Source organism: Alistipes sp. Marseille-P5061 (genome assembly GCF_900290115.1).
Lineage (GTDB): Bacteria > Bacteroidota > Bacteroidia > Bacteroidales > Rikenellaceae > Alistipes > Alistipes excrementigallinarum.
In genome coordinates, this window is sequence record NZ_LT985748.1 from 916,364 (window position 1) to 934,497 (window position 18,134).

Sequence of the window (18,134 nt, forward strand, 5' to 3'; positions counted from 1 at the left end):
TTGTATCTTTACGGAAATTTTACACCATGGACCAAACCGTAAACCACCATAAAAACTGCTGCAAACCCGAAATGGGACGCGGCTGCAGCTTCTGCGATTGCGGTTCCGAGTGCGAGGCGCTCCCCTGCGAGGGGTGCTTCAAGCTCCACGAAACCTCGTGGCTCGAGGATTATCCCGTCAACCTGCCGAACGACATCGTGGAGGTGCGCTTCAAGAATACGCGCCGCTCGTTCTACCAGAACGTCAACCACCTCGACCTCAAGCGGGGCGACATCGTCGCCGTCGAGGCCTCGCCGGGCCACGACATCGGCATCGTCTCGCTGACGGGCGACCTGGTGGCCCGCCAGATGCGCCGCACGGGATTCACCCCCTACAACGGCGAGTACAAGAAAATCTACCGCAAGGCTAAGCCCTACGACATCGAACGCTGGCAGGAGGCCATCGCCCTCGAACACGAGACGATGATTGCCTCGCGGCAAATCGCCGCCGACATGGGTCTGAACATGAAAATCGGCGACGTGGAGTACCAGGGCGACAAAATCAAGGCCATCTTCTACTACATAGCCGACGAGCGCGTCGACTTCCGCGAGCTCATCAAGGTCTTCGCCGAGCGGTTCCACATCCGCATCGAGATGAAGCAAATCGGAGCGCGCCAGGAGGCGGGCCGCATCGGCGGTCTGGGCGCTTGCGGCCGCGAGCTGTGCTGCGCCTCGTGGATGTCGAGCTTCTCGAGCGTCACCACGGGAGCCGCCCGCACGCAGGACATCTCGCTCAACCCCCAGAAGCTCGCCGGACAGTGCTCGAAGCTCAAGTGCTGCCTGATGTACGAATACGACGCCTATGCCGATGCCCGCAAGGAGTTCCCGCGGCTGCGCGAGCCGCTGCTGACCGACGAAGGGGAGTTCCATCTGGTGAAGAGCGACATTCTGGCTGGAACGATGTCGTTCAGCAGCAGCAAGGATTCGATGGCCAACATCATCACGCTGCCCGTCTCGCGCGTGAAGGAGATTCTGGCGCTCAACCGTGCCGGCAAGCGCGCCGAGCAGCTGCAGGACGACAGCGACCTCGAACCCGAAACCGACGAACCGTCGTTCCGTTCGGAGGAGGACAGCATCACGCGCTTCGACAACACCAAACGCCGCAGCCGCCGCAACCGCAACCGCCGCGAAAACGGCCGTGAAAACGGCCGCAACGGTCAGCACGGCAGCCGCCGCGAGAACGGCAACGGAGCCGCCGCGCAACAGGCCGAAGGCTCGGCCGAGGAGGCCCGTCCGACGGCTGAGAACGGCGCAGCGCCGCAGCGCGGCGGTGCCGAGAAGGGACACGGCCGCAACGACCGTTCGCGCCGCCGCAACAACGGAGGCAATGGAAACAATGGCAACGGAGCCAACGGCAGTCAGGAGCACCGCGAGGAGCGCACCGCCGCCCCGGCCGAACAGCGTGCGGAGGGAGAGGCTCAGGGCAACCGTCCGCGTCAGAACCGCAACCGCAGCCGACACAACCGCCCGCGTCCGAACGGAGCCGCCGGAGGCGACGAGCGCCGCACGAAGAGCCGCCCCGAAGGGGGCCGCAAGGCGGAGGAAGCCTGATAACCCGCACGCCATCCAGACGAAAACCGGACATGGAGCGGGCAAACGCTAGGAACAATCATGAAGGCATCGAGCCGTAGAGAGAATCGACCGTACAGCACGGCTGAGACCGTCGCACAGCGCAGCAACATGCGCGCGGCGGAGCATGCGGGGGCTGCAGGGAGCGTATGGAGCGTCGCCTCATGCGCGGGCAAAGCCCTCCGCACGGGGATGCGCCGGGGATGGATGCTGCTCGCCGCAACGACGGTCTGCGCCGCCGCGGGCGGCTGCATGGCCCACACGCAGAGCGTCGCAGTCGATGTCGACGCTCGTGACTGGAGCCGGCCGGCGCTCCTGTCGTTTACCAACAGCGACACCACCACGCTGCGCGACCTGCACCTCTTCATCCGCTGCAACGAACGCTTCGAGGCCGACTCGCTGCCGCTGCGCGTGATGCTCCTCTCGCCCGACTCGCTCCGCTTCGAGGAGCGCTTCGTGCTCCGCACCGAGCGCAGCGAGCTGCCCGCCGCACGGAGCCGCGTCTGCGAGGCTCCCTTCCGGAGCCGGGTCGTGCTGCCCGACACGGGCCGCTACCGCCTCGTCATCGCCCCCGCAACGCCGCAGCGCGGCATCGAGGCGGTGGGCATCAACATCGTAAAAACAGAATAAACCGACCAATCCGTCATGGGAAAAGACAAACTGCGCCGTTTCAGCGAAAACCTCACCTTCAAGTGCTTTGTGCAGCCCGAATTCGACGACATATTCCGTTGCGACCATCCGCTCAAGGGGCACTGGCAGCGCGATTTTTTCCACAACGACCATCCCATCGTCCTCGAACTGGGCTGCGGCAAGGGTGAATACACCGTGGCGCTGGCCGAACGCGAGCCCGGGCGCAACTTCATCGGCATCGACATCAAGGGGGCCCGCATGTGGCGCGGCGCCAAGACGGTCACCGAGCGGGGCATGACCAATGCCGCCTTCCTGCGCACGCGCATCGAGTTCATCGACCACCTCTTCGGCGAGGGGGAGGTCTCGGAAATCTGGATTACCTTCCCCGACCCGCAGCTCAAGACACGCCGGGCCAAGAAACGCCTCACCTCGCCGCTCTTCCTCGAGCGCTATGCCCAACTGCTGCGTCCCGACGGGTGGCTCAACCTCAAGACCGACTCGAAACACCTCTACGCCTACACGAACGAGGTTATCCGCCGCTTCGCGCTGCCGTGCGAAGTCTCCGAACCCGACATCTACGGCTCGGGCTTTGCCGACGAGACGCTCTCGGTCAAGACGGCCTACGAGACGCTCTTTCTCGAGAAGGGGCTCCCCATCACCTACACCCGCTTCTCGCTGGGCGGGCGCCGCGACTTCCCCTGGTTCGACTGGGAGGAGGACCAAAAGCTCGAAAAGGACAACGAGGAGGAGCGCCGCCGGTAAGACCGTTCGGGAGGACGCCTTTCTCATACGGAGGGCCTGTTGCACCGCCCCATTATCCCGTAATACCACACCCCGACGGGCAGTCCGCCCGCCGGGGCTCTTTTTGCCCGGGCTGAGCGCCTGACAAACCCCGCATCCAAACTGCCCTTCCACCGCGCGTCACTGTCTTCGGAGCTGCACCCCTTCATTCGAAGCTGCGCCAACCTCACCTTATCCACCGGCCGACGACACACCACCCCACTTGAACCGCTCCGCGCCCCTTCATGCGACCGAACTGCCTCCGAACAGCCTCCCAACAGCCTCGACATTCCCTCCTTAACAACCCTCCGCCTCCATGCCCGTCCCCTTCACCCACTCTCTACGGATAAAAGCGCTCAGTCTACTAAAATTTTAGAAGAAATATTTGCATTTCTAAAAAATTAGTAGAATATTTGCATGGGGAGAACACAGCAGAGAAAGATAAGCCCCCAGCGCACCGAACGAAGGGGCGGAAGAAGCAACCCGTCGCAGCGTGAGAAAGTGCAGAAAGCGCGACACGGTGGCGCATCGGACAGAGGGGCGGGAAAAACAACCCGTACCGACGTCAGAAGCAGAAAGGACGGATGGCAACCAGCACCACCCCGGCAAACGGAAGGCCTCAACGCAACCGCCCCACCCCGAAAAGCGGGCAGGAAGGAGCCTGAACCCGACGAACAGCAGCTCCGTCCGAGAGCTCACAAACCATAAAAAACGTAGAAAAACCATGGATACAAAGACGAACAACAGCACCCCCGCCCAGTCGCTCACGCGCGGCGAGGAGGAAATCATGCAGATACTCTGGCAGCTGGGCGAGGCGACGGTCAACGAGGTGATTGCCTGCACCCGGGAGCCGCACCCCAAGTACACGACCGTGGCCACGTTCCTCAAGATTCTGGAGAACAAGGGCTTTGTCGGCCACACGGCCGAGGGCAAGAGCCACCGCTACCACCCGCTCGTGGCCAAGGAGTCCTACGCCCGAAACGTCATGCAGTCGATGCTGGGCTCCTACTTCAACGGCTCGCTGGCTCAGATGGTCTCCTTCTTCTCGCAGCACGAACAGATTTCAATCAAGGAGATGGAGGAGATTCTCGAAATCATGCACTCCATCCGCAAATAGCGCCCGGAGCCGCCGACTCCCCGCACTCAGTCAACCAACCTCAAAAACGGACAAACCATGAAGGAGCTGACGACCTACCTCCTCGAATCGCTCGCCTGCGGCGGCGTACTCTACGCCTGCTACCGCCTGCTGCTCGACCGCCGCGTCGCCTTCGGCTGGTGCCGCGGCTGGCTGCTTGCCCTGCCGCTGCTCGCCGCCGTCATCCCGCTGCTGCGGATTCCCCTCTATCCGGGCGAGGTGATTTACCTCACGGCAGCGCCCGCTCCGCAGAGCGGGCTCCCCGTCCCTGCCGAGGCGATGCCTGCAACGGTGGTCGAGGCGGAACGCATCACGGCCGGGGAGCTCCTCACATGGCTCTACGCCGCAGGTGCGGCCGCGGTGCTCGGAGCCGCCGCCGCCCAGCTGTGGCGCATCCGGCAGCTCGGCCACGGCGCCGCAGTCACCCGCACGGGCAGCATGACACTCGTCCGCACGCGGCAGCAGTGCGCCGCGTTCTCCCTCTTCGGCAGGGTCTACGTCTGGGAGCAGCTCCCGCCCCGCGAGCTGGAGGCGGTGCTGCTGCACGAGGCGAGCCACATCCGCCGCCGACACTCGCTGGAGCGGCTCGCCATGGAGCTCCTCAAGGCGGCGCTGTGGTGGAACCCCTTCGTCTGGCTCGCCGCACGGCGGCTGGTCGAGGTCGAGGAGTACGAGGCCGACAGCGACGTGCTCGCATCGGGATATGCACTCAACAGCTACATAGATACCCTCTTCATGCAGCTTTTCGGTTATAGTCCGGAAATAGCCAACGGGCTGCGCAGTTCATTAACCAAAAAACGACTCAAAATGATGACTTCGAAGACCCCGAGCCGTCATGCACGGCTCCGACTTGCGGCCACACTGCCCTTCATCATCGGACTGCTCTGCGCCTTTGCCTTCACCTCACGAGCCGCAGTCATTCTGCCGGCCGAGACCGCCGAACCGGCCGCACTCGCCGCAACTACACCGGCTGCAACACCTGCTGCCACGGCCGAGACTCCCGCCGTCACCACCGAAATGAACCTGCAGCAGCCCGCAGCTGCCACGCCGGAGGTCTGGCCCTCGGACAAGGGCTGCCGCGTACACCTTGTAGTCGCCTTGAGGGACTTTACTCGGAACGGGAAACACGCCACGACGAAACGGGACGCCTCGGGGGTGATTGTTCGCGTCAAGGGCTCCACGCTGAGTGCGGTCACCGACAAAAAGGGGGTGGTCGAACTGACCGTACCGCAGGGGCACCTGCTCGAGGTCTCCCGCACGGGCTATGAGACCCGACTGGTCAAAGTTCCCCGCGAGGAGCGCTTCTCGCAGTCTGTCATACTCGACAAAAGCGCCGGCGATACGGACAACGAGGCCCGACAGCCCAAACAGGCCAAAGGTATTCGGTCCACCGACTTTTGTGACAAGAATGGCGTGGCGGGAACACCGCTCTACCTGGTCGACGGCATCGAAACCGACTCCAACGACATTCCGACAAACATCTATAATTTGACCATCATTCCGGCCGAGATAGCCGTGGATAATTACGGCGAGGAACGGGGACGCTTCGGCGTAGTGGATATAAGGACCCAAAACATTCGGGAGATGGCCCGGGAGACAGAGGGCTTCCCCTTCCCCGGGGGTGAAACGATGCCTTCGTTCGAGGGCGGTGACCTCGGAAAGTTCCGCCAATGGCTCCAGACTCAGGTGCGCTACCCGGCCAAGGCCATCGAACAGCAAATCGAGGGACGCGTCGTCTGCTCGTTCGTCGTCGAGCGCGACGGCTCGGTCTCCAACATCACGGCACTGCAGTCACCCGACCGGCTGCTCACCGACGAGGTGCGGCGCGTGCTTGCAACCTCACCCCGCTGGACCCCCGGCATGCAGAAGGGCAAAACGGTCCGCGTGAAGCTGGTCGTCCCGGTGGATTTCAAGCTTCCCCCAATCTCAATTGTGACTCCCATTGTCCTCGATGGAGAAGATGACGTGATACCACCAATCGAAGACATCCCATATCTGAAAGTCGATACGATGCCCCTCTTCCGGGATGGAAACCCACATGCCTTTTCCCAGTGGCTCCAGACACAGATACGCTACCCGGCTGAAGCGCTCAGGAAGCGAATCGAAGGGCGCATCATCTGCACGTGCGTAATCGAGCGCGACGGTTCGGTCTCAAACGTCCGGCCCCTCAAGATTGCCGACATATCGCTGTATGAAGAGGTGAAACGTGCGCTCAAGAACTCGCCCCGCTGGACGCCCGGCCGCCACAAAGGCAAAATCGTCCTCGTAAAGAAGGTACTGGTGGTCGATTTTTCCATCGAAGAGAAAAAGACCGACAACTCCACCGCAACAGTCCAAGGAAACATCACCGTTTTACCGACCGAATAGCCCGAGTCTGAAGGGACCCGGGAAGAAGCGGACAGAGAGAACATATCCGACCATCAAGCGGAAGAGGGCGCCCGACCTGGTTCAGCGGGCACCCTCTTTTTTGTCGTTCCGCTCCATCCGGGGCGGGAAGGGGTCAATATGCGGCCGGGAAGAGGTGCGGCAGAGGCGCCGACCGCTCCGGAGCGCAGCATCAGTTCTGCGGCAGGCCGAGCAGCCGAGCCAGACGCTGCGAGAGCTGCGTGTTGTCCATCACACCGCCCAGGCGCCCGGCCCCCGTGCCGTAGAAGTATACCGGCACGAGCGTTCCGGTATGGCTTTTCGAGCCGAAGTTGTACTGCAGACCGTTTTCGGCCTGCGTGAAGTCCTCGTCGTTGGCCGGAATCGACAGCCCGCCCGTCTCGTGGTCGGCTACGACCACCACGAGCGTTCCGGGGTGTGCATCGGCATAGTCCATCGCCTCACCAACGGCGGCGTTGAAGTCGCGCATCTCGGCCAGAAGGCGTTCGGCATCGTTGTCGTGGGCCGCCATGTCGATGAGCGACCCCTCGACAAGCAGCATCCAGCCGCGGTGCAATGAATCGTCGGCCGTGAGCAGCTCGAGCGCCTTGCGCGTCGCCCGCGGAAGGTAGTCGCCGCGCCGGGGCGCCGCCTCGAGGTGCTTCTCGGCAAAGGCCCCCAGGACTCGTCCGCTGTGGAGCGTGTCGGTCTGCTCAAACCGGTCGACCACCGTATACCCGCGTCGGCGGAAGGCGTCGAAATAGGTGCCTCCGTCGGAGCACTCCTCCGCAAGCCACTTGCGGCCGCCCCCGAAGAGCACGTCGACGCCGCTCGCCAACAAATCGCGGGTAATCGTATCGACATCACCCCGCCGGGCCACATGGGCGTAGAAGGCCGCCGGCGTGGCGTGCTGCAGGTAGCAGCTCACCACGATGCCGCTCCGCAGACCGGCCTTCTCGGCGCGCATCATGAGCGACTCGTAGCGCTCGCCATCGAGCGACTGGCCGATGGTTCCGTTGCCGGTCTTGTGGCCCGTTGCAAGCGCCGTCGCCGCGGCGGCCGAGTCGGTCACGCGGTTGTTGGCCGAGCGCGTGCAGACCAGCCCCACGCTTTGTGCGCGGTCGAACGAGGTCGGCGCGTAGCCGTTCTCGACCATCAGCATCGAGACATGGGCCAGACCCATGCCGTCGCCCACCATGAAAATCAGGTTGCGGACCTCGCCCTCGGGGTTCGCGGCCCGGACACCGCCCCACGCAAGGAGGCTCAGCGTCCAGACAAGCAGGATTGTCGCAGTCTTCTTCATAACAGGTACAAAGATAGCCCTTTTTCCGCGAAGGTGCACCGCCCGAAGGCAGGTTTCACCGCAACGTCATCGCATCGTAACACCGCAGCCGCTCCCGACCGGCTCCGTCACAGCCAGATTTGCCCCGCCCATCGGTCCGGCCGCCGGCGCCTACTCGCGCTGGCAGCGGACGTTGTAGCCGTAGGCGGCGTCGGACTTGTCGGTCGACTGGGGCTGGAGCAGCTTGCCCGTACTGAGCCGCTTGGAGATGTAGAAGTGCGAGATGGTCCGTCCCGAGCGGTAGTTCGACCAGTAGTGACCCGTGCGCGTCGTGGCGAGCCCCACGAGATTGCCCCGGTCGCGGTTGCGGTAGCCCTGCGCGGGGTACCAGTCCTTCGTCCCCTCGTGCGTATAGGTCATGCCGTAGAGCGTGCCGTCCCACGTGCTCACCCCCTCGATGTAGCGGTCCGCCTCGTCGGCAAAGTCGCCCCACGTATCGCGGTCGGGAACGCGGTAGCCCGGAGGACAGGGGTCGTAGATGCTCTTCTGCGTGCCCCACAGGTCGTCACGCGGCGAGGCCAGCCAGTCGTAGGTGCCCGTCGTCCCCTTGTTCGAGAGGAAGGTCATGGGGTGCGCCGCGGCATACTCGAGTGTCGAGAACTCGGCACCGGAGGCCTGCTGCCAGGCGTGCGCCTCGGCAAAGGCGGGGTTGACCGTGGTACCCGCCCGGGCCTGCGCCATGCTCTCGGCCGAGCTCTCGGTCGTCACGCCCCCGCAGAAGGGCTCCTTGCGCCCCCACTGGTAGTAGAGGCCGTAGGCGGTCGTCTCGCCGGGCGTGGCGGAGGTGGCCCCCAAGTTGCGGTCCTGCATCACGCGGCCGTTGGCGTAGGTGACCGTCGCGGGCTGTTCGGTGAACCAGAGGTGCCAGCTCCAGAGGATGGCCCCCTGCGCGTCGGTCAGCACCACCAGCGCATTGCCCGCCACGAAAGGCTCGACCGTGAGGTAGATTCTCCCGCGAGCCGCATCGAGCCGCACCTCGCCGAGCGTCACCTCGACGCCCGTCGTGGCCCAGAGCCAGTCGGCACGCATGTCGTCGGTGAGCGCGATGGAGGCCCCGTCGCCCGAGCCGTTGCCGCACACCGTGGCGTCGAACATGTAGCGGCCCGCCGCCGAAATGATGTAGCAGTTGGCGCGCCCCGCAGCACTGAGCTCCTCGGCCGCGGGACCCGGGTCGGGCTCCGGTTCCGGGTCGGGCACGGCCGGTTCGACCACGCGCACCGCAATCGAGGCCTCGCGGCGCAGCCCCTCCGGAGCGGTCACCGTCACCGTAAGGCGCGTCTTCACCTCCTTCTCGGGGGCCTGCGCCTTCAGCACGCACGGCATGGATGCGGCCTCGGCCTTCCCCTGCTCGACGGAGAGCTTCCACTGGGAGGCATCCTCGCCCGCGGCCGCCGCCGCGAACTCCAGCCCCGCGAACTCCGTGCTGCGGACCGTGAAGGGGATGCTGCGCTGCTCACCCGGCGCAAATTCGACCTCGGAGGCGTCGGCAAAGGCCACCTCCAGCTGACGTACGGGAGGTTCGACGCCTCCCTCCTTTCGGTCGTGGCAGCCGCACAGAAGCAGCAGACACGACACCATGAAACCCGTTTTCTTCATACATATCAATTTTAGGTTGAACGAAATGGTCCGTCATCACGCTCCGCACGGGCATGGAACAACACCTCCCGGCACTCCGACCAGGCGGAGCACCGCAGGGACGAACCTGCAAACGGGCTGACCATCGAGACTGAAGGGGGGGGGTAAGTCGGCAGCCGCAGAATCCTTCCATTCACCGTAGAAGCACAATTCGCACAGGCACGGCGGCAGGTCTTCTGACTCGCTCCACGACCGACGCCTTCCCGACTCCGCGGAGCCAGTGGCACAAAGAGGTCGGCCGATGCCCCGCAGCTTCGAAGCAGCAGGGCCGGAGCACACAGCAACGGGAATTGTTACCGATTCGCACGGTATTCCCTTTTCATTCCCGGCCGCCGCAACGGGGCCGGGAAACCGACGTGCGGGGACAAAGATAGACAAAGCGCCGGCGTATGCAAGCGCAGCCGGCCATTCGGCCCACTTTCGGCGCCCAAACGGACAACCGCCGGGGCGATTGCCGACGCGGAAGGCGGAAAAGTGGCGCTTTTTTACTACTTTTACTCCGCAAAAACAGGAGAGACATCATGGATGTAAGAATCGCCCCCGATTGGAAAGCCATCCTCGAACCCGAGTTCAAGAAGCCCTATTTCGCCGAGCTGACCCGCTTCGTGCGCGAGGAGTACGCCTCGCGACGCATCTATCCGCGCGGCAGCAACATCTTCCGCGCCTTCGACAAGTGCCCCTTCGAGCGGCTCAAGGTGGTCATCATCGGGCAGGACCCCTACCACGGTCCGGGGCAGGCCAACGGGCTCTGCTTCTCGGTGGGCGACGGCGTCCCCTTCCCCCCTTCGCTGCAGAACATCTTCAAGGAGGTGAGCGACGACACGGGGGCGCCCTACCCCTCGAGCGGCAACCTTGACCGCTGGGCCGAGCAGGGGGTGCTGCTGCTCAACTCGGTGCTCACCGTACGCGAGCACGAGGCCGCCTCGCATGCGGGCCACGGCTGGGAGACCTTCACCGACGCCGTCGTGAAGGCCATCAACGAGCGCCGGCAGGGCATCGTCTACATGCTCTGGGGCAGCTACGCGCAGCGCAAGGGGGCCATTGCCGACCCCACGCGCAACTGTATTCTGAAGGCCGTACACCCCTCGCCGCTTTCGGTCTACCGCGGTTTCTTCGGCTGCCACCACTTCTCGCGCGCCAACGAATACCTCGTCAGCCAGGGCAAGGAGCCGATTGTCTGGTAGTCGCCTCCCCGACGCGCGGCCGCTCCCGACCGAATGCAAAAATCGCCGGCTCCTACGAAAAACAGGCCCGCTTCCGACCGGGCATAAAAAAAGGCCGCTTCCCCGACGGGGAGCGGCCCTTCTCTTATGTGGCGGCAGGCAGGCCCTGCCTCTCAAACGTTATCCCAGATAGGACTTCAGCAGCTTCGAGCGCGACGAGTGGCGCAGGCGGCGAATCGCCTTCTCCTTGATTTGGCGCACACGCTCGCGCGTGAGGTCGAACTTCTCGCCAATCTCCTCGAGCGTCATCTCCGAGCAGCCGATGCCGAAGAAGTACTTGATGATGTCGCGCTCGCGCTCGGTAAGCGTCTCCAGCGCACGGTCCACCTCCGTTGCAAGCGACTCGTTGATGAGCCCGCGGTCGGCGTTGGGCGAATCGGGGTTCACCAGCACGTCGAGCAGCGAGTTGTCCTCACCGTCGGCAAACGGGGCGTCGACCGAGACGTGGCGGCCCGCCACACGCAGCGTGTCGGTCACCTTCTCCTTCGGGAGCTCCAGCTCCGAGGCCAGCTCTTCGGGCGACGGCGTACGTTCGTGCTCCTGCTCGAAACGGGCGAAGGCCTTGTTGATTTTGTTGAGCGACCCCACCTGGTTGAGCGGCAGACGCACGATGCGCGACTGCTCGGCCAGAGCCTGGAGAATCGACTGGCGAATCCACCACACGGCATACGAGATGAACTTGAAGCCGCGCGTTTCATCGAACTTCTCGGCCGCCTTGATAAGTCCGAGGTTGCCCTCGTTAATCAGGTCCGGCAGGCTGAGGCCCTGATTCTGGTATTGTTTGGCGACCGACACGACGAAGCGCAGATTGGCCTTCGTCAACTTCTCGAGCGCCTCCTGGTCTCCCTTCTTGATTCGCTGGGCGAGTTCCACCTCTTCCTCGACCGTGATGAGCTCCTCCTTGCCAATCTCCTGAAGATACTTGTCCAGTGAGGCACTCTCACGGTTGGTGATGGATTTCGTGATTTTTAACTGACGCATGTTTCTCTATTTCTCCTCTCAATTAAGTTTCCATATCCCGCCCGCATCAGGGAGCTACTCCACCAGGACGTAGCTGGCTGCGCGGCCGTTGGGGTAGATGCCGTCGATGGAACGAACCTTCTCGGTCATGCGCTGCAGGTCGGCAAGCGACAGAACCTGATGGTCGTTGATGTGGGTGATGACGAATCCTTCGCGTACACGGGCACGGGCCAGAATTCCGTCCGCCTTGATGCTCACCACCTGAACGCCGCCGCGGATATCCAACTCACGGCACAGCTTCGAGCCTGCATCGGCGAACTTGCCACCCAGAATCTCGACCACATCGACATCTTCCCGGGTCAATAATTCCGTTTTACCAGCCTTATTACGCAGAGTGACCTCCATTTGTTTCACCTTGCCGTCTCTTTTTACCGATAATTTGACCTTATCGTTGGGACGATGCTTGGCAACCTGCTCCTGGAGCGTCGAGGCCTGCTCGAGCTTCACACCGTCGATGTCGAGGATGATGTCGCCCTTGCGGATGCCCGCTTCGGAGGCGGCACCGCCGTCGAGCACGCTCGCCACGTAGACGCCGCCCAGCTCGTCGATGCCCAGCTCCTTGCCCTCACTGTCGAGGAAGGCCTGGTCGACCGGACGGAACGTGATACCCAGCATGGCGCGCTGCACGACGCCGTACTCCTTGAGGTCCATGACCACCTTGCGGACAATCGATTCGGGCACGGCGAACGAATAGCCCACGTAGCTGCCCGTCTGCGACTGGATGAGCGTATTGATGCCCACCAGCTCACCGTGCGTGTTGACCAGCGCACCGCCCGAGTTGCCGGGGTTGACCGCCGCATCGGTCTGGATGAAGGATTCGATGCTGAACTCGCTCGGGATGACGCCCAGCTGACGCGCCTTGGCACTCACGATGCCGGCCGTGATGGTCGACTGCAGGTTGTAGGGCGAGCCGATGGCCAGCACCCATTCGCCCAGACGCAGCGCGTCGGAGCTGCCGAAGGGGAGCGTCGGAAGGTCCTTGCCCTCGACCTTGATGAGCGCCACGTCGGTCGTCGGGTCCGAGCCGATGATTTTGGCATCGAAGACGCGGCCGTCGTTGAGCTTCACGCGCAGTTTGGTGGCATCCTCGATGACGTGGTTGTTGGTCACGATGTAGCCGTCGGGCGAGATAATCACGCCCGAGCCGCCAGCACGGCGCTCCTGCTTCTGCGGTTCGCCGCCGCGGTTGAAGCCCCGCTGCGGGATGCCGAAGAATTCGAGGAAGGGGTCATAGCCGAAGCTGCCGCCGCGCACCTCGACCTCCTGTACCGCCTCGATGTTGACCACTGCCTTGACGGCATTCTCCGCCGCATAGGTCAGGTCGGGATAGCGCTCCGATTCGTACGACGTGAAGTGGGTGCCGAGCGCCGGCGTGCGCTCCACCTCGTGGTTGATATAGGTCACGCCCGGTTCCATGTTGCGGCCGAGCACCCAGGCCGTGGTTCCGCCGGCAGCGGCGGCCACGGCAATGATTCCCAGATAAAAAAATACCTTTTTCATAACATGCAAAAACTTTGGTTTCATTCTATTCGAAGTCTTTTTGCATCATAGGCTCATCCTTGTTTTTGCTGGACAAACGCAACCCGTCGACCGCTTATTATGCCGAAGGGCAAGAAAAACGTCGGAACGACCTCCGGCGGCACGACGTTCGTTCGGCCGGGGCGTCTTCCCAGGCACCCGCTCCAACAACCGTCCCAAAGATGCACGCCGCCCGGCGGCGGGACCGGCTCCGCTCCGCCGGGCGTCCGAACGGAACACCTCAACCCCCGAAGCACGACCGACAAAGTTCCGGCACAGCGGGGCGCAAGGCGCCGTGCGACCTATAAAAAGCGCCCCGCAGCCATACGAATCGGACTGCGGGGCACACGGTGCGTCATCGGAGGTGAAAAGGAGGTCTCGGTCTGCGGGACGGCTGCAAAGACGGCTGCGGAGAGGAAAAACGGCCGGGATAGCTGCAGAGCCGAGCGCGGAGAGAGCAAGCCGGCCGGGAATCAACGGCCGGAGGCGGCTGCAGCGGGCGCTTGTCCAGATGCCGGGGCGGCCGGGGTGTCCTCGGCAGCAGTTGCTTCATGCCCGGCTGCCAGGTCGTCCGCCGCGGCCGGAGCCTCAAACCGGGGCACCCCGTCGATATAGCGGCCGACGAAGGCGGCCACGCGGCGCGTATACTCGTCGGGGTTGTCGTGGTAAGACATGGCATGGGCGGCGCCGGGGACCACCCACAACTTCTTCTCACCCGGCTTAGCCTCGAAGAGCGGGTAGACCATACCGGTGGGGACGAAGTCGTCGGCATCGCCGTGGATGAAGAGCATCGGCAGCCGGCAGCGCTTCACCTGCTCGAGCGCCGAGGCCTCGCGGAAGCTCCAGCCGTACTTCACCCGGCAGAGCGCATCGGCCACGTTGAGCAGAGGGAAGGTCGGCAGCGAGAAGCGCTCGCCAAGCTCCTTGGCAAACTGCTCCCAGACGCTCGTATAGCCGCAATCCTCGACAAAGCACTTGACGTAGGGGCGCTGCTCCTCACCCGAGAGCATCATCGTCGTAGCAGCCCCCATCGAGATGCCGTGGACGACCATCTGCGTATGACCGCCGAAGAGCGAATCGGCCACCTCCATCCAACGCAGCACGTCCAGCCGGTCGAGCCACCCCATGCGGATGGCCCGTCCCTCGCTGCGGCCGTGGTAGTAGAGGTCGGGCAGCAGGATGTTGAAGCCCAGGTCGTGGTTGTAGAGGTAGCCGACCATGAGCATCCGCTCGGCGCAGTCGGTATATCCGTGGACAATCACGGCCGTGCGGTCGGTCGGCCGGGGTGCGGCGGCGTAGAGCGCATGGAGGCGTTCCCCCTCCCGGCCGCGGATGGTGGTGTCGCGCAGCGCTCCGGTCTGCTCGAGGCTGTCGAGCCAGGGAACGACGGCAGGATATTCCGTGCGGATGTACTCGCGGGCCGAGGCGTTCTTGGCGGCCATCACCGCGTCGGGCTTCAGGGCATAGGAGAGCAGGTAGAGGCCTCCGCCCACCGAGGCGGCGACAAGCAGCAGCAGAATGGCTGCAAGGTATTTCCAGAATCGTTTCATCGTTGCGTATTGTCCCTATTGGGTTTGCTCAGGGCCGTCCCCTCCGAACGGGGCATGGGTAGCCGTTCTGTCCGGCTCAAAATCCGCGCCGGAACGGCTCCGAAGGGGCGCTCCGGGATGCGGGCCCCGACGGCCACGGAGCAGGGAGGGCCCTCTTCGGCCCACGGCCGAGGAGAGCCCTCCGCACATGCGTATGAATCATTCGGCCGGCTCCGAGAGCGGCAGACCGTCGCTCCCGGCGTAGACCATCACCAGCTCGACGGGCTCCTCACCGCGGTTTTCGCCGTAGTGGAGCCGCCCCACCATCTCGATGACCCCTTCGCCGGCGCGGAAGCTCCGCTCGCGGCCGTCGTCGGCCACCACCGTCAGCTCGCCGCGCAGCACCATGCCGGCATTGATGACCGGATGGCGGTGCAGCGCCAGACGGGCGTGCGGCGCCACCTCGTAGTGGACCACCGTCACGCGGGGCCGCCCCGTCGGATAGTCGGGCAGCGGCGCCCCGTCCCAACTGACGGAGGAGTCGGCCACACACGTGGCCCGGACCCCCTCCTTCGGCCGCTCCATCACTTGCCCATCTTGCGCCGGATGTGCTCCAGCATGTCGTCGGTCATGCGCGAGAGGTCCCACTCGGGCTTCCAACCCCACTCTTCGCGGGCGCAGGTGTCGTCGAGCGAATTGGGCCAGCTCTCGGCAATCTCCTTCTTCACAGGGTCGATGTCGTAATCCATGCGGAAGTCGGGCAGACGCTTGCGGATTTCGGCATAGATGATTTCGGGCGTGAAGCTCATCGAGGCGAGGTTGAAGCTGTTGCGGTGGACGAGCTTCGAGGGGTCGGCCTCCATCAGCTCGACGCAGGCGCGCAACGCATCGGGCATGTAAATCATGTCCATATAGACGTCGCCCGGAACGGGGCAGGTGAAGTGACCCGACTTGATGGCCTCGTAGTAAATCTCCACGGCGTAGTCGGTCGTGCCGCCGCCCGGCAGCGTCACGTTGGAGATGATGCCCGGGAAGCGCACCGAACGGGTGTCGACCCCGAACTTGTGGTGGTAGTAGTTGCTCAGCAGCTCGCCGGTCACCTTGCAGACGCCGTAGATGGTCGTCGGCTGCATGATGGTATCCTGCGGCGTCTTGTCCTTGGGCGAGGTGGGGCCGAAGGCGCCGATGGAGCTCGGAGTAAAGAGGGCGCAGTGGTGCTGGCGCGCCACCTCGAGCGAGTTGTTCAGCGCCCCCATGTTGACGTTCCACGCCATCTGGGGATTCCGCTCGCCAACGGCCGAGAGCAGCGCCACGAGGTTGAAAATCGTATCGACGTGATAACGGGCCACCACGGAGGCCATGGCCGTAGCGTCGAGGGCGTTGAGCACTTCGAAGGGGCCGGTTTCACCCAGAGTCTTGCACTCGCGCATGTCGGTTGCGACCACGTTGGAGCCGCCGTAAATGTTACGCAGGTAGACCGTCAGTTCGGAACCAATCTGGCCGCCGGCGCCTACTATCAGGATTCGTTTCATCTGTTTGAGATTATGGTTTGGAAGTAAAGTTAGCGAAAGAATATGAAAATCGACACTTTTTTCGCAACTTTTTCACGCAAACCGAAAAAATTCCCGCACGACGAGTGCGCCCCGCCTCGCAAGGGAGCGCTCCGGCACGGCCGAGGACGGCCTGAGCACCGTCCGCCGCCCCGAACGCCCGGTGCCGGCCGGAGGCTGCGCCGAGGCCGTCCTCCAGCCACTCCGCGCCATCCGGGAAGGCCTGCCGGGCGGCCCGCTCTAAAAATTTATCGCGAAAAAAGGCGTTTTTATTTGGCCGTTTCAAAATTCTTATATACTTTTGCACCACTCTTAAAGAAGAATGCTGTTGTAGCTCAGTGGTAGAGCACTTCCTTGGTAAGGAAGAGGTCACGAGTTCAAGCCTCGTCAACAGCTCTAAAAATCAAGAGGTTGCATCAATTGCAACCTCTTTTTTTGTGCCGTTTTGCGAAGGAAAAGGGGCTGGAAAGGGGCTTCCGCGCGCAAATGTTGTACCCATTGTTGTACCCTAAATCTGCTACTCTCGATTACTTGCGCAACACGCAAGTAAATGAAAATCAAAGTTGTTTTACGGACAGGTAAAATCAACAAGCAAGGTCAATCCCCGTTGATGCTTCGATTTACCCACGACCGAACCACGAAATTTGTTGCTATGGGGCTATCGATAGAGCCTCATTATTGGGATAAGGATGCTGAAATGATAACGGCAGACTGCCCCGACCGTGCTGCACTGCAAAGCCAGATAGACAGTACATTAGCGACTTACCGAAAGAAAATCCAGCGGTTGGAGGCATTGGACATGGAGGTTGATTTTACCAACCTATTTGACCAGACCGCAAAATGCACTCCGCAACTGGTGGACGGCTATTTCGAACGACAGATTGCAGCCATGAAACAAGCGGGGAAAATCAATACGGCCATTAAATATACGGCGACCCGTACCTCGCTCGTTAAGTTCCATCCCTCCAAATTACGATTCGAGGAGATTACTCCCAACCTGCTGGGCAATTTCGAAACATTCCTGCGTGGAGAGGGCAACCAATCCAACTCGATAGCCACGAAATTCAGTGTACTGAAAGCCGTTTACAATAAGGCCGTTGCTGACAATATTTTCCTTTGCAAGGAGAATCCATTCGTGCTCTATAAAGTAGGAAAGCATTGGACGCAGACACGTAAACGAGCCATTCATAAAGAGGATATACAACGATTGATGCAGGCAGAATTACCCGTAACGAGGTCTCCCTATACCAATTTTGCAAGGGATATATTCTTGTTTTCTTACTTTTCGGCTGGAATCAATTTCAAGGATATTGCCACCTTACGCTACGTCGATATGGAAGAGGATCGGATTTTCTATCGCCGTCATAAGACAGGAAAAACGATGACTTGTCGATTGCATCCGCAGGCAAAGGAGATTATTGCCAAGTACACCCGTTCGGATGCTATGCAGGAGGACTATATCTTTCCTATTCTTGATCGTCATGTGCATCGTACCGAACAGCAGATTCACAATAGGGTGCATAAGGTTCTGATTCATATAAACCGAGAGTTGAAAGAGTGGAGCAAACGGCTGGGACTGGCAACGAACTTGACAACCTACGTTGCCCGCCACACATACGCCACCGTCCTGAAACGGTCAGGAGTAAGCGTAGCCTTGATTTCCGAATCGTTAGGACACTCCGACCTCTCGACCACGCAAATCTACCTCGATTCATTCGAGAACGCGCAAATCGACGAAGCCATGCGGCATCTGCTGTAAGAATCGGGAGGTCGGCGACCCTGTTGGTAACCGACCTCCTTT

General features: G+C 62.3%; 14 protein-coding genes, 1 tRNA gene and 1 riboswitch. Of the genes, 8 read left to right on the top strand and 7 right to left on the bottom strand.

The features are described from left to right. Positions 1-26: 26 nt before the first annotated feature. The 5 genes from ricT to C8267_RS03675 all read left to right on the top strand — a co-directional run bounded on the left by ricT (position 27) and on the right by C8267_RS03675 (position 6,519). Positions 27-1,589, top strand: a complete 1,563-nt coding sequence (ricT, locus tag C8267_RS03655) for a PSP1 domain-containing protein (RefSeq protein WP_106633659.1) — start codon at positions 27-29, stop codon at positions 1,587-1,589. Between the two features lie 60 nt (positions 1,590-1,649). Beyond that, complete coding sequence (locus C8267_RS03660; protein WP_158699691.1) at positions 1,650-2,237, top strand: hypothetical protein; 588 nt, start codon at positions 1,650-1,652, stop codon at positions 2,235-2,237. 15 nt (positions 2,238-2,252) lie between these two features. Beyond that, positions 2,253-2,999: a tRNA (guanosine(46)-N7)-methyltransferase TrmB gene (gene trmB, locus C8267_RS03665; protein WP_087362682.1), complete on the top strand. Its 747-nt coding sequence runs from the start codon at positions 2,253-2,255 to the stop codon at positions 2,997-2,999. Positions 3,000-3,741: 742 nt separating this feature from the next. Then, complete coding sequence (locus C8267_RS03670; protein ID WP_106633661.1) at positions 3,742-4,134, top strand: BlaI/MecI/CopY family transcriptional regulator; 393 nt, start codon at positions 3,742-3,744, stop codon at positions 4,132-4,134. Between the two features lie 57 nt (positions 4,135-4,191). Beyond that, the gene (locus tag C8267_RS03675) at positions 4,192-6,519 is read left to right on the top strand and encodes a M56 family metallopeptidase (RefSeq protein WP_106633662.1); all 2,328 of its coding nucleotides are present in this window, start codon (positions 4,192-4,194) and stop codon (positions 6,517-6,519) included. A gap of 190 nt (positions 6,520-6,709) precedes the next feature. Here the strand turns inward: C8267_RS03675 and C8267_RS03680 are convergent, their stop codons facing one another. Together C8267_RS03680 and C8267_RS03685 are read right to left on the bottom strand one after the other, a co-directional pair. Beyond that, positions 6,710-7,819, bottom strand: coding sequence for an alkaline phosphatase (locus tag C8267_RS03680; RefSeq protein ID WP_087362685.1), 1,110 nt, complete (start codon positions 7,817-7,819; stop codon positions 6,710-6,712). Positions 7,820-7,969: 150 nt separating this feature from the next. Further along, entirely contained in the window at positions 7,970-9,454 is a 1,485-nt protein-coding gene (locus tag C8267_RS03685) for a hypothetical protein (protein WP_106633663.1), read from the bottom strand. Between the two features lie 188 nt (positions 9,455-9,642). After that, positions 9,643-9,864: riboswitch (cobalamin riboswitch) on the bottom strand. A 150-nt stretch (positions 9,865-10,014) separates the two neighbouring features. On the opposite strand from C8267_RS03685, the gene ung reads away from it, so the two are divergent. Then, positions 10,015-10,677 carry a uracil-DNA glycosylase gene (gene ung / locus C8267_RS03690; protein WP_106633664.1) on the top strand — a complete coding sequence of 221 codons (663 nt, stop codon included), beginning with the start codon at positions 10,015-10,017 and terminating at the stop codon, positions 10,675-10,677. A 159-nt stretch (positions 10,678-10,836) separates the two neighbouring features. Here the strand turns inward: ung and C8267_RS03695 are convergent, their stop codons facing one another. The 5 genes from C8267_RS03695 to C8267_RS03715 all read right to left on the bottom strand — a co-directional run bounded on the left by C8267_RS03695 (position 10,837) and on the right by C8267_RS03715 (position 16,315). Continuing rightward, entirely contained in the window at positions 10,837-11,697 is an 861-nt protein-coding gene (locus tag C8267_RS03695; RefSeq protein WP_022307628.1) for a sigma-70 family RNA polymerase sigma factor, read from the bottom strand. 54 nt (positions 11,698-11,751) lie between these two features. Next, positions 11,752-13,236 carry a Do family serine endopeptidase gene (locus C8267_RS03700; protein WP_106633665.1) on the bottom strand — a complete coding sequence of 495 codons (1,485 nt, stop codon included), beginning with the start codon at positions 13,234-13,236 and terminating at the stop codon, positions 11,752-11,754. Between the two features lie 491 nt (positions 13,237-13,727). Continuing rightward, positions 13,728-14,804: an alpha/beta hydrolase gene (locus tag C8267_RS03705; RefSeq protein WP_106633666.1), complete on the bottom strand. Its 1,077-nt coding sequence runs from the start codon at positions 14,802-14,804 to the stop codon at positions 13,728-13,730. A gap of 198 nt (positions 14,805-15,002) precedes the next feature. Continuing rightward, positions 15,003-15,368, bottom strand: coding sequence for a cupin domain-containing protein (locus tag C8267_RS03710; protein WP_087362690.1), 366 nt, complete (start codon positions 15,366-15,368; stop codon positions 15,003-15,005). Then, positions 15,368-16,315 carry an NAD-dependent epimerase/dehydratase family protein gene (locus C8267_RS03715; protein ID WP_106633667.1) on the bottom strand — a complete coding sequence of 316 codons (948 nt, stop codon included), beginning with the start codon at positions 16,313-16,315 and terminating at the stop codon, positions 15,368-15,370. Before C8267_RS03715 ends, C8267_RS03710 begins: the two co-directional genes overlap by 1 nt. A 342-nt stretch (positions 16,316-16,657) precedes the next feature. On the opposite strand from C8267_RS03715, the gene C8267_RS03720 reads away from it, so the two are divergent. Together C8267_RS03720 and C8267_RS03725 are read left to right on the top strand one after the other, a co-directional pair. Continuing rightward, positions 16,658-16,729 (top strand) — tRNA-Thr (locus tag C8267_RS03720). Between the two features lie 154 nt (positions 16,730-16,883). Beyond that, positions 16,884-18,092, top strand: a complete 1,209-nt coding sequence (locus C8267_RS03725) for a site-specific integrase (protein ID WP_106633668.1) — start codon at positions 16,884-16,886, stop codon at positions 18,090-18,092. The last annotated feature ends 42 nt before the right edge of the window (positions 18,093-18,134 follow it).